This is a genomic window from Blautia acetica (genome assembly GCF_038739805.1).
GTDB lineage: Bacteria > Bacillota > Clostridia > Lachnospirales > Lachnospiraceae > Blautia.
Genome location: NZ_JBBEWO010000006.1, coordinates 149,315 through 161,819 on the forward strand (window position 1 = coordinate 149,315; position 12,505 = coordinate 161,819).

General features: G+C 44.2%; 11 protein-coding genes and 2 pseudogenes. All 13 read left to right on the plus strand.

Translation table 11 applies throughout. From position 1 onward, the window contains the following. The first annotated feature begins 3 nt into the window (after positions 1 to 3). Positions 4 to 918, plus strand: coding sequence for a carbohydrate ABC transporter permease (locus WBS51_RS06240; RefSeq protein WP_173750300.1), 915 nt, complete (start codon positions 4 to 6; stop codon positions 916 to 918). Then, positions 919 to 1,764, plus strand: coding sequence for a sugar ABC transporter permease (locus WBS51_RS06245; RefSeq protein WP_173750299.1), 846 nt, complete (start codon positions 919 to 921; stop codon positions 1,762 to 1,764). It begins immediately after the preceding gene. Positions 1,765 to 1,786: 22 nt separating this feature from the next. Beyond that, entirely contained in the window at positions 1,787 to 3,436 is a 1,650-nt protein-coding gene (locus WBS51_RS06250; RefSeq protein ID WP_291681149.1) for a glycoside hydrolase family 53 protein, read from the plus strand. Positions 3,437 to 3,607: 171 nt separating this feature from the next. Beyond that, positions 3,608 to 3,877, plus strand: a pseudogene (locus tag WBS51_RS06255) (ATPase); the annotation flags it as partial. A 37-nt stretch (positions 3,878 to 3,914) separates the two neighbouring features. Beyond that, positions 3,915 to 4,406, plus strand: a pseudogene (locus WBS51_RS06260) (TIM barrel protein); the annotation flags it as partial. Between the two features lie 498 nt (positions 4,407 to 4,904). Then, on the plus strand, positions 4,905 to 5,984 hold the full coding sequence (locus WBS51_RS06265; RefSeq protein WP_173750297.1) for a 6-phosphofructokinase: 1,080 nt from the start codon (positions 4,905 to 4,907) through the stop codon (positions 5,982 to 5,984). Between the two features lie 21 nt (positions 5,985 to 6,005). Beyond that, positions 6,006 to 7,658 carry a DNA polymerase III subunit gamma/tau gene (gene dnaX, locus WBS51_RS06270; protein WP_294459325.1) on the plus strand — a complete coding sequence of 551 codons (1,653 nt, stop codon included), beginning with the start codon at positions 6,006 to 6,008 and terminating at the stop codon, positions 7,656 to 7,658. Between the two features lie 11 nt (positions 7,659 to 7,669). Then, positions 7,670 to 8,026, plus strand: coding sequence for a YbaB/EbfC family nucleoid-associated protein (locus tag WBS51_RS06275; RefSeq protein WP_173750295.1), 357 nt, complete (start codon positions 7,670 to 7,672; stop codon positions 8,024 to 8,026). Positions 8,027 to 8,056: 30 nt separating this feature from the next. Continuing rightward, positions 8,057 to 8,656 carry a recombination mediator RecR gene (gene recR, locus WBS51_RS06280; RefSeq protein WP_173750294.1) on the plus strand — a complete coding sequence of 200 codons (600 nt, stop codon included), beginning with the start codon at positions 8,057 to 8,059 and terminating at the stop codon, positions 8,654 to 8,656. Beyond that, positions 8,653 to 9,753 (plus strand): LacI family DNA-binding transcriptional regulator, encoded by a 1,101-nt coding sequence (locus WBS51_RS06285; RefSeq protein ID WP_173750293.1) that lies wholly within the window; start codon positions 8,653 to 8,655, stop codon positions 9,751 to 9,753. The genes recR and WBS51_RS06285 overlap by 4 nt, the downstream gene beginning before the upstream one ends. A gap of 231 nt (positions 9,754 to 9,984) precedes the next feature. Next, positions 9,985 to 10,638, plus strand: coding sequence for a fructose-6-phosphate aldolase (gene fsa / locus WBS51_RS06290; protein WP_173750292.1), 654 nt, complete (start codon positions 9,985 to 9,987; stop codon positions 10,636 to 10,638). Positions 10,639 to 10,707: 69 nt separating this feature from the next. After that, positions 10,708 to 11,547 (plus strand): transketolase, encoded by an 840-nt coding sequence (locus WBS51_RS06295; protein ID WP_173750291.1) that lies wholly within the window; start codon positions 10,708 to 10,710, stop codon positions 11,545 to 11,547. After that, the gene (locus tag WBS51_RS06300) at positions 11,535 to 12,473 is read left to right on the plus strand and encodes a transketolase family protein (RefSeq protein ID WP_173750290.1); all 939 of its coding nucleotides are present in this window, start codon (positions 11,535 to 11,537) and stop codon (positions 12,471 to 12,473) included. Before WBS51_RS06295 ends, WBS51_RS06300 begins: the two co-directional genes overlap by 13 nt. Positions 12,474 to 12,505: the final 32 nt, after the last annotated feature.

Below are 12,505 nucleotides of genomic sequence, written 5' to 3' on the forward strand. Positions count from 1 at the left end.
AAAATGCGCAAAAACAGCAAGAAAAAGAAAATTGCATATGCATTTATTGCCCCGGCTATCATTTCTATACTGGTTTTTACTGTAGTGCCGATTATATATACCGTTTTTATATCCTTTACGAACTATAATATGTATCATCTGGAAGATTTTAATATGGTTGGGATAGCCAATTACCTGGAAGTAATTCGGGGAAGCATCAGTAAGGTGTTTTTCCCGGTGCTGGGATGGACTCTGGTATTTGCGGCAATCAGTACGATGGGGGCTTATCTGATAGGTATGGGGATGGCAGTGCTTTTGAATAATCCCCGTATGCGTGAGGCAAAGATTTATAAATCTCTGCTGATTGTGCCGTGGGCGCTTCCTGCAACCATTGCGATTCTGGCGTGGCAGGGACTTTTGAATGAACAATATGGAGGCATCAACAATTTGCTGCATATATTTGGTATCCCGGGGATTCCCTGGATGACAAATGTATTCTGGGCGCGAGTGGGAATTATTATGGTAAATCTCTGGCTGGGATTTCCGTATATGCTGAATGTGTGTCTGGGAGGTCTGCAGTCCATAGATTCAACTTTTTATGAAGCTGCTAAAATGGACGGGGCTTCCAAGTGGCAATGTTTTTGCCGGATTACCTTCCCGGTTCTTACAAAGCTGTCTATTCCGCTCATTGTCTCAACCTTTGCTTCGAATTTTAATAATTTTGGAAATATCTATATGATTACGCAAGGTGGTCCTGCAAGAACGGGTTCTCAGTTTGCAGGAAGTACAGATATTTTGGCCAGTACAATTTATAAGATGACTACATGGTCGAACCGCTATGAATTGTCGGCAACATTGAGTGTAATTTCATTTTTAATTGTTGGAACCTTGACTTTAGTCAATCTACATATGTCCGGTGCGTTTAAGGAGGTGGACTAAATGCAGAGCAAACGTAAAAGCACACAGAAAGAAAACATTTCTTTATGGCTTAGCCGTATTGTAATTTGGATAGTGCTGATTATGGTATTGTTTCCGGCTTTATGGATTGTCATGGCATCTTTTTCAAAGGGGGACAGCTTTTTTATGACTTCACTCGTCCCCAAACAGCTGAGTGTAGAGAACTATGTGAGTTTATTCAGAGAGACAGATTTTGCCTTGTGGGTGTTTAATTCCCTGAAACTCTGCCTTATTGTGGCCGTGATTCAGTTGGTTTTGACAAGCTTATCTGCATACGCATTTTCCAGACTGCGGTTTCCGGGAAGAACGAAGGGGCTTATGGCTTTGTTGGTACTGCAGGTATTTCCAAACAGTATGGCTTTGGCCGGATACTATGTACTGATTTACAAATTTGGACTTGCAGATAATTTTTTAGCGATTATTTTGGTTTTAGCAGCCGGCAGCGCGTTTAATATATGGCTTTTGAAGTCTTATATGGATGGGATACCAAAAGAACTGGATGAGGCGGCTTTTGTAGACGGTGCAGGACACTTTACCACCTTTTTCAGAATTGTGCTGCCTCTGGCTACTCCGGAATTGGTTGTTATTTTTCTGTTTTCCTTCATTGGAACATACAGTGAATATGTGATTAGTTCCGTATTTTTGCAGTCGCCTGGCAATTTTACTTTGGCCATAGGACTGCAATCGTTTATTACAAATCAGTTTGCGGCTCACTGGACCTTGTTTGCGGCGGCGGCTGTGCTGGCATCGCTTCCAATTATGTTGATATTTATGATGCTGCAGAAGTATATCCAGAATGGCTTAACAGCAGGCGGGGTGAAAGGATAAGGGGCGGAAAAGGAGAGTGTTTATGAGAAGAAAGAAAATGAATAAAATATTGTTGGGATGTGTATTGGGAATGTTTCTTTTATCCGGAACAGGTAAGGAAGTAAAAGCAGAACGGATCAATGAAGATTATTCGGATTTTATTCGAGGAGCAGATGTTTCGATGTTGAAAGAAATAGAAGACCTTGGAGGAAAATTCTACGATAATGGAGTTGAAAATGATGCACTGGAGATTATGAAAAATCATGGTGCCAATTATGTAAGGCTAAGATTATGGGTGAATCCTTATGATAGCGAAGGTAACAGCTATGGTGGAGGAAGTAATGATTTTAATACAACTTTAACATTGGCAAAGCGTGCAAAAGAAAAAGGAATGAAGGTTCTGATTGATTTTCATTTGAGCGATTATTGGGCAGATCCGGGAACGCAGTCAAAGCCAAAAGAATGGGCTGATTTATCTTATGAAGAATTGAAGACAACTTTATATAGTTATATGAAAACAACAATGGATAATTTTAAGAGTCAGGGAGTCATTCCGGATATGATACAGGTTGGGAATGAAACCTCGTCGGGAATTCTCTGGGATGAAGGGAAAATCGGAGGGAATTATACAGACTTTACTCAGCTCGCAGAATTATTGAATCAGGCCATAACAGGAGTTAGAGATTCTGTAGGGGAACAAACGCAGATTATTCTGCATTTGGATAACGGAGGAAACAATTCGCTATATCGTTGGTGGTTTGACGGAGTAACGAGTTGCGGATTTGATTTGGATTTTGACATTATCGGTTTGACCTATTATCCGATGTGGCATGGAACTATGGAGGATTTGCAGTATAATTTAAATGATATTAGCATTCGTTATGATAAGGATGTAATGATTGTTGAGACAGCATATGCTTTTACGTTGGAAGATGGTGATGGATTAGGAAGCTCTTTTAGTCCGGATGATGAGGTAATCGGTGGTTATCCGGCGTCTGTGCAGGGACAAAAAGATTTTATCCATGATTTGGAATCTGTTCTTTTGAATGTTCCGGGAAACCGTGGGCTTGGATTTTTTTATTGGGAACCGGAATGGATACCAGTGGAAGGAGCCTACTGGGGAAGTGAGGCAGGAAAAGAATATATAGAAGATGACGGTATTTTATCTAATCCATGGGATAATCTGGCACTGTTTGATTTTGAAGGAAATGCGTTGGAATCTATAGATGTTTTTCAGGCACCGGAAAAGAATCAAGTGGTAAATCCGGGATTTGAAACTGACGGATATACAAACACTCCAACTGGTTGGAAGGTTTGGCTGGAAGACGGAACCAGTACAGAAACTGTTAAGACAGAAGCAAAAGGAATGGATGGAGAGTATAAATTAACCTTCTGGAATGAGGAAGATTACGGGTGCTCTGTATATCAGACAGTAACAGGTCTTGAAGATGGAACTTATACCTTGTCTGCCTGGGTAATGACGAATGCTGCGCAAAAGGTAAATCAGCTTTATGCTAAAAATTATGGTGGCGATGAGCTGACTCAGACTTTGCCAGTGAGTGATTTAGGTTGGAATAAAGTTGTAATCGACAATATTCAAGTTACAAACGGACAATGCGAAATTGGAGTGTATAGTATAGCTAATGGAGGCGATTGGTGCAACATTGACAATATAATGCTTAGAAAGAAATAAGTTGTTTGAAAGCGGCGAGAAGTTAAAGGGGACTTTTTGCCGCTTTTTCATTTGCACCGCAGAAAAAAGCTTTTCTTGCTATCATTATACATAAAAGTGTGATTATAAAACACAATTATTTTGATAAAAGTGTGAGGGGTGAACCTATGGAACGATTTATTTTGAAAAAGCTACTGGACACAGAGCAATCCTCCGTATGAGGTGGATTTTCTAATCCAGCGAGAAAATGATATTTTCCCTGTTGAAGTTCAATCCGAAGCCAATACATCCAGCAAGAGCCTCAAAAAGTTTAAGGAATTGTTCCCGGAAAAGGTGAAACTCCGTGTTCGATTCTCCCTGGATAATTTGAAGCTGGATGATGATGTACTGAACATTCCTCTGTTCATGGCTGATAAGGCAGATTGGCTGATTGGATTGGCCTTGGAACAGAAAAAGAAATAAAGTTTAGCTCATAAATGTCAATAGATAAAAGATTGGTTTGCCGGGATTTTACTTACAGTCAGAACCACCTGTCAGAGGGGGGCTGGGAAGTGAAAACACCTTTGAACAGTGTGTCAGCGAAATGGCTCTTGCAGGATTTACAGGGTCTGAAGTGGGAAACAAATACCCGAAAAATCCAGAGGTTTTGAAAAAGGCTTTAAGCCTGAGAGGAATAGAGATTTGCAATCAGTGGTTTTCTTCTCTCCTTTTGACAAAACCTTTTGCAGAAGTGGAACGCATGATGGAACATACAGACCCGGAATATGTAAACCTTCTGTTTGACACAGGACACTTTGCCTATTGCGGAGAAGACCCTCTGGAGATGGTCGGAAAATATGTGGGAAGAATCAAACATGTACATTTAAAAGATATACGTCCGGAAGTCGTGGAAAAAGTAAAAAAAGGAAATTTCGTAAATCCATCTCAGAAAATGTTTGCTTCATGGGTACAGGCTGTTTCTGTACTGAGAAATATGTGTGCTCATAATTCCAGAATATATAATCGGACAATACATACTACGCCAGAAATCCTGGATACTGATAAAGTGATACCTTCACCGGCACATAATGGTTTATACCAGATTTTACTGGCAATGAAATATCTGAAATCGTCTGCTGGGGAGTGGTCATTATTTGTAGAGGAACTAGATACGTTGATTCAGAATCATGACAGTGTGCTTAGTCTTACAGCAATGAATATGCCGGGAGACTGGAAGGCACATTTGAGTATATAAGAGCAGTTAGACTGCATATAATATTAGAACAGACCTAATCAAGCATATCATGCTCAAACCGATTAGGCTTTCGGCGAAGTGTTACGATAAGCACTTCGCCATTTTCATATTCGGTAAAGTGAATATTATGTGATTATGAAGCAGAAAAACTTTCAGTTGTTCCCCTCCCGAAAATATTATATAATAATTCCAGCACGAAAATTACGAACCTTAGAAACACCCATAGATAAAAATTCAGAATAGGAAGTGGAATTTATGAAGAGAATCGGTTTACTGACAAGCGGCGGCGACTGCCAGGCTTTAAATGCCACCATGCGCGGCGTGGTAAAAGGGCTCAGCACTAATCTGGAAGAACTGGAAGTTTACGGATTTGATGACGGCTACAAAGGACTGATTTACGGCAATTACAGAATGCTGTCCTCCGGAGATTTCTCCGGTATCCTCACCAGAGGCGGCACCATTTTGGGAACTTCCCGCCAGCCTTTCAAATTAATGCGTGTGCCGGACGAAAAAGGTCTGGACAAGGTAGAGGCCATGAAACAGACATATCACAAGCTGCGTCTGGACTGCCTGGTTATTCTGGGCGGAAACGGCACACAGAAAACAGCGAACCTGTTGAGAGAAGAAGGACTGAATATCATTCATCTCCCCAAAACCATCGACAACGATATTTGGGGCACAGACATGACCTTTGGCTTCCAGAGCGCTGTGGATATTGCCACAGATGCCATTGACTGTATTCACACCACAGCAGCGTCCCACAGCCGTGTGTTTATCGTAGAAGTTATGGGACACAAAGTGGGCTGGCTTACCCTTCATGCAGGAATTGCAGGCGGTGCAGATATCATTCTGATTCCTGAAATTCCGTACGACATTGACAGAGTTGTGGAAGCCATTAACAAGAGAAACCGGGCTGGAAAAGGATTTACCATTCTGGCAGTCGCGGAAGGCGCTGTTTCCAAAGAAGACGCCAAGCTGACAAAGAAAGAATTAAAGAAAAAACAGGAAGAATACAGAAAGAAATATCCATCCATTGCTTACCGGTTAGAAGATGAACTGCAGAAAAAGCTGAATCTGGATGTCCGCATTACGATTCCGGGACATATGCAGAGAGGCGGAAGTCCCTGTCCTTATGATCGTGTGCTTTCCACCAGACTGGGCTCTGAGGCTGCCAAGCTGATTCTGGAAGAGGACTATGGCTACATGGTAGGCATGATTAACGGCAAGGTGAAAAAAGTGCCTCTGGGAGAGTGTGCAGGCAAGTTGAAAATGGTATCTCCCACCGACCAGCTGGTAGCAGATGCAAAGCGTATCGGTATCAGTTTTGGAGATTAATGCAAAAAGGAGATTTTATAAATGGGCTATACAGCTCTTTACCGTAAATTCCGCCCTCAGAACTTTGAAGACGTAAAAGGGCAGGAACATATTGTAACAACGTTGAAAAATCAGATAAAAGCTGATAGAATCGGACATGCGTATCTTTTCTGCGGAACCAGAGGTACCGGTAAAACCACGATTGCCAAAATTCTGGCAAAAGCGGTAAACTGTGAGCATCCGGTAGACGGGAGTCCCTGCAACGAGTGTGCCACATGCCGGGCCATTAACGAAGGTACGTCCATGAATGTTATCGAGATTGACGCGGCGTCCAACAACGGTGTGGACAACATCCGGGAAATCCGGGAAGAGGTGGCCTACCGTCCCACACAGGGAAATTATAAAGTGTACATCATCGACGAGGTGCATATGCTGTCTACAGGTGCGTTTAACGCCCTGTTAAAAACGCTGGAAGAGCCGCCCTCTTATGTGATGTTCATTTTGGCAACCACAGAAGCCCACAAGATTCCCATTACGATTCTGTCCCGGTGCCAGCGATATGATTTCCGTAGGATTACTGCGGATACCATTTCCGCCCGTCTGATGGAACTCATGGACAAAGAAGGCAATGATGTGGAGGAAAAGGCCATCCGCTATATTGCAAAAGCAGCGGACGGTTCCATGCGAGACGCTCTGTCCCTTTTGGACCAGTGTATTGCCTTTTATCTGGGAGAAACGCTTACCTATGAAAAGGTACTGGAAAACCTGGGCGCTGTGGACACAGAGGTGTTCAGCGGGCTTTTGCGCAAAATTCTTGCCCAGGATACCGCAGGGGCCATTAAGATCCTGGAAGACATTACCATTCAGGGCAGGGAAATGGGGCAGTTTGTCACAGATTTTATTTGGTATCTGCGCAACCTTCTTCTGATTGCCACTTCGGACAATGCAGAAGAAGCTGTGGACGCTTCGGCAGAAACCCTGGCCCGCATGAAGGAAGAAAGCCAGATGGCAGATGCGGAGACGCTGATGCGCTATATCCGGATTTTTTCTGAGCTTTCCAATCAGATAAAATACGCGTCCCAGAAGCGGGTACTGGTGGAGATTGCGCTGATTAAGCTGTGCCAGCCGGTTATGGAGACGAATCTGGATTCTCTTTATGACCGGGTGCGGGTACTGGAAGAAAAACTGCAAAGCGGAGCTTTTGTGCAGGGAAATCCAGGTGCGCCGGGCAATTTTAATCCTGGGAACATTCCGGCAGATTTTGGGGCAGGAATGCAGGCGGAGGGATTTTCTCAAACTGCGCAGCCGGAGAAAAAGCCGGAAAAGGCAGCCCCGGAAGATTTGCAGTATGTACGGAAAAACTGGAATTCCATTATCCGGGAAACCAGGGGACTTCTGCAGCAAATGCTTTTGGAGTCCACCCCCAAATACGACGGCAATACAGGAGAACCTGTGCTGTATGTGGAATTTCGGAATTTTCTGGCACAGACCTGCATAGATAATCCTGAGAACCTGGAAATGCTGAAAAACGCAGTCAGGAAAAAAATAGGAAAAGATGTAGAAATTAAAATGATATTAAAAGACAGCGAGTCCGGCAAGAGCCAGGGCGGCCTGTCCGAGATTTCCGTAGACGATTTGCTGGAGCAGAACGTGCATATGGAAATTACAGTAGAAAATATGGAAGAGGATGAATAGGAGGATTTATCATGGCAAAAAGAGGAGGATTCCCAGGCGGTATGATGCCGGGAAACATGAATAATTTAATGAAACAGGCGCAGAAGATGCAGCGTCAGATGGAAGAAAACCAGAAAGCCCTGGAAGAGAAGGAATTTACAGCAGCAGCAGGCGGCGGGGCGGTAGAAGTGACCGTTTCCGGTAAAAAGGAAGTGTTGAAAGTAAAGCTGGCTGAGGAAGTGGTAGACCCGGACGACATTGAAATGCTGGAAGACTTAATTGTGGCAGCCACCAACGAAGCTCTTCGCAAAATGGAAGAAGAATCCGCAGCAGCGATGTCCAAACTGACAGGCGGTCTGGGCGGCTTAGGCGGCGGTTTCCCGTTCTAAGGGAAGCCACAGACCAAAGGAGAAAAAGAGTTGGAATATTACAGCAGTCATATTAACAAATTAATAGAAGAATTTTCAAGATTGCCGGGCATTGGTGCGAAATCCGCACAGCGCCTGGCGTTCCACGTTTTAAACATGCCGAAGGACCAGGTAGAGCAGTTGGCCGGCGCCATTGTCAATGCCAAGGCCAATGTACAGTACTGCAAGTGCTGTTATACCCTTACAGACCAGGAAATCTGTCCTATCTGCAAGAATCCCCGAAGAAACCAGAAAGTTATTATGGTGGTGGAGAATACCAGAGATTTGGCGGCTTATGAAAAAACCGGGAAATTTGACGGGGTTTACCATGTGCTGCACGGCGCCATTTCCCCTATGCTGGGCATCGGGCCTGACGATATCAAGTTAAAGGAGCTTATGCAGAGAATCACCAAAGACGATATTGAAGAGGTCATCATTGCCACCAATTCCAGCCTGGAAGGGGAAACCACAGCCATGTATATCAGCAAACTGATTAAACCCACGGGAATTAAAGTGAGCAGAATTGCCAGCGGCGTGCCGGTAGGCGGAGATTTGGAATATATTGATGAAGTCACACTTTTGAGAGCCCTGGAAGGCAGAGTGGAACTATGAGAAAAAAAGTAACCTCTACGGATATTGCCAAAGCGGCCGGGGTATCCCAGGCCACGGTATCCATGGTACTGAATAAGAAATACAACGTGTCCTTTTCCAAGGAAACCATACAGAAAGTAGAGCAGGCGGCACAGGAGCTGGGGTATACCCTTCCGGGAAGAAAAAACCGGAAAAACAGCAAAAATAGCCGTCTGATTGTAGTGTTCTGTCCCACGCTTACCAACCCTTATTACGTTATGCTTCTGCAGGGAATCGAAACCGTGGCAAAGGAAAAGGGATACGGCGTCTTTGTATGCAACACGCAGCGGGAACTGAAAATCGAAGAGCAGTATCTTCGGATGATGTACAGCGTTTCGCCTGCAGGAATTATTTATACCTGCAATCCCAGCAACGCCTTTATGGAAGAGGTCGAGGAGTTGGCAGAAAAAATTCCTCTGGTGGTTATCAGCAACCGGGATAAAGTGAAAGTCGATGCCATTAATCAGGACAATACCAAGGTGGGACGGCTTATGGCCAGGCATTTGCTGGACTTGGGCCACCGCAAAGTAGCATTTATCGCCCCGCCTCTGACCAAGCGGCAGGAACAGCGTTCCCGGCGTGTGGAGGGCTTTGTGCGGGAATTTGAACGGGCAGGTCTTGGGGAGTCTGTGACAATTAAAGCCGCGGACGACCACTGGGACGAGGTGCTTCCCAGCATTGATTCCGAATACCGTATCGGATACAATCTGACAAAAGAACTGCTGGCAGAGGGCATAGAGGTCACAGCCATTGCAGGCTTAAACGATATGATAGCCTTTGGTATTATTGACGCTCTGCAGGAAGAAAAATATAAGGTGCCGGGAGATGTGTCTGTGCTTGGATGTGACAATATTATTTTTGCGGGTATGTCCCACATGGCTCTTACCACCATTGAACATTTTGTCCCGTTTAAGGGGAGAGACGCCTGCGATATTATTATGCGGAAAATCGAGTCCGCAGGCAGCGCGTATTCCGAAACAGAACCTATCAGCACGTATCATATCGAGTACGAGCCAAAACTCATTGTCCGCAAGACCACAGCCTATGCAAAGCAGAGCGCCAAAAAGAATTTTAATTAAATAAAAAATGAAAAAATATTAATAATAATAGTAGTGTGTGAACCATATGATTCAGCAGAAAAGATGGAAAATAAAAGAAAATACCCGACTATTTGTTTATAAAAACTGCAATTATTAATAAATAAAATGATTAATAAAAACTGCGGCACTTGCAGAGTAAAGAATTAAGGGGTACACTGTAAATATCACAAAGAAAAGCGCGCAAAAAGGCGGCAAATGGAGGTATTTATTATGAAATTCTTTATTGACACTGCGAAAGTAGAAGACATTAAAAAAGCAAACGATATGGGCATTATCTGTGGAGTTACTACAAACCCGTCTCTCATTGCGAAGGAAGGCAGAGATTTTAACGAAGTTATCAAAGAAATCGCTTCTATCGTGGACGGACCAATCAGCGGAGAAGTAAAGGCTACTACAACAGACGCAGAAGGCATGATTAAAGAAGGACGTGAAATTGCAGCCATTCACCCGAACATGGTGGTAAAAATTCCGATGACAGTAGAAGGCTTAAAAGCTGTGAAAGTGCTGTCTGCAGAAGGCATCAAGACCAATGTAACCCTGATTTTCTCAGCGAACCAGGCACTTTTAGCGGCAAGAGCAGGAGCAACTTATGTATCTCCTTTCCTGGGCAGACTGGATGATATTTCCACAGACGGAGTAGAACTTATCGAAACCATTGCCGAAATGTTTGCAGTTGCTGACATTCCAACCGAAATCATTGCAGCAAGTGTACGTCATCCAATGCATGTAACACAGTGTGCGCTGGCAGGCGCTGATATTGCGACCGTGCCGTACGCAGTTCTGGAAAAAATGACACAGCACCCTCTGACAGACGCCGGAATCGAAAAATTCCAGAAAGACTACATCGCTGTATTTGGAGAATAATTCAAGGTTGGCATACCTGGTCTCATCTGTTATAATAACATCGAACCGAAAACATTCAGGAGGAAAATAATGAACAAGTTAGAACTTCAGAAGACGGCAAATGAAATCCGTAAAGGGATTGTCACTGCTGTTCATTCTGCAAAAGCCGGACATCCGGGCGGCTCACTTTCTGCAGCCGAGTTATTTACTTATCTGTATTTTGAAGAAATGAATATTGACCCTGAACAGCCAAAGAAAGCTGATCGTGACCGCTTTGTACTGTCTAAGGGCCACACAGCGCCGGGCTTGTATTCCACTCTGGCAAACAGAGGCTATTTCCCGGTAGAAGATTTGAAGACCCTGCGTCATCTTGGCTCTTATCTGCAGGGACACCCGGATATGAAGCACATTCCAGGTGTGGATATGTCCAGCGGTTCTTTAGGCCAGGGAATTTCTGCTGCAGTGGGAATGGCCCTGTCAGCTAAGATGGACGGAGATTCCTATCGCGTATATACACTGTTGGGAGACGGAGAAATTCAGGAAGGACAGGTGTGGGAAGCAGCTATGTTTGCAGGCCACAGAAAACTGGACAACCTGGTTGCCATTGTGGACAACAATGGTCTGCAGATTGACGGAAACATCGCAGATGTATGTTCTCCATACCCAATTGACAAGAAATTTGAAGCATTTAATTTCCATGTTATCAACGTGGAAGACGGAAATGATTTTGACCAGTTAAAAGCAGCTTTTGACGAAGCAAAGACCGTAAAAGGCAAACCGACTGCAATTATTATGAAGACTGTAAAAGGAAAAGATGTTTCCTTTATGGAAAATGAAGCAGGATGGCACGGAAAAGCGCCAAACGATGAAGAATATGCAATTGCAATGGCAGATTTGGAAAAGGTAGGTGAAGCATTATGTCAGAAGTAAAGAAAATCGCGACCAGAGACAGTTACGGAAACGCATTAGTAGAATTAGGTAAAAAATATGACAATCTGGTAGTTCTGGACGCTGACCTGGCAGGTGCAACCAAGACTGGTACTTTCCAGAAAGCTTTCCCGGAACGCCACATTGACTGCGGTATTGCAGAGGCTAACATGATGGGCATTGCAGCAGGCCTTTCCACTACAGGAAAAGTTCCTTTTGCAAGTACCTTTGCCATGTTTGCAGCAGGACGTGCTTTCGAGCAGGTTCGCAACTCTATCGGTTATCCTCATTTAAACGTAAAAATCGGCGCTACCCATGCAGGTATCTCTGTAGGGGAAGACGGCGCTACGCACCAGTGCAACGAAGATATGGCTCTGATGAGAACCATTCCGGGAATGGTGATTTTAAATCCTTCTGATGATGTGGAAGCCAAAGCTGCTGTAGAAGCTGCTTACCTTCACGATGGCCCGGTATATCTGCGTTTCGGCAGGCTGGCTGTGCCGGTTATCAATGACAGACCGGACTACAAGTTTGAAATCGGAAAGGGTATCGTGTTAAGAGAAGGCAAGGACGTAACCGTGTTTGCCACAGGTCTCTGTGTAAATGAAGCGCTTTTGGCAGCAGAAAAGCTGGCAGCAGACGGCATTGACGCAAAAGTTATCAACATTCATACGATTAAGCCTCTGGACGAAGAACTGGTTGTAAAAGCAGCCAAAGAGACTGGCAAAGTGGTAACCGTAGAAGAACATTCCGTAATCGGCGGACTTGGCGGTGCAGTGGCAGAAGTACTTTCTGAAAAAGCGCCTACCAAAATGCTTCGTATCGGTGTCAACGATGTCTTCGGTGAATCTGGTCCTGCAGTAAAACTGCTGGAAAAATACGGACTGGATGCAGAAGGTATTTATAAGAAAATTAAAGAATTTGTATAAGTTCCTGTGGGGAGACTGCGCCATGCGTATTG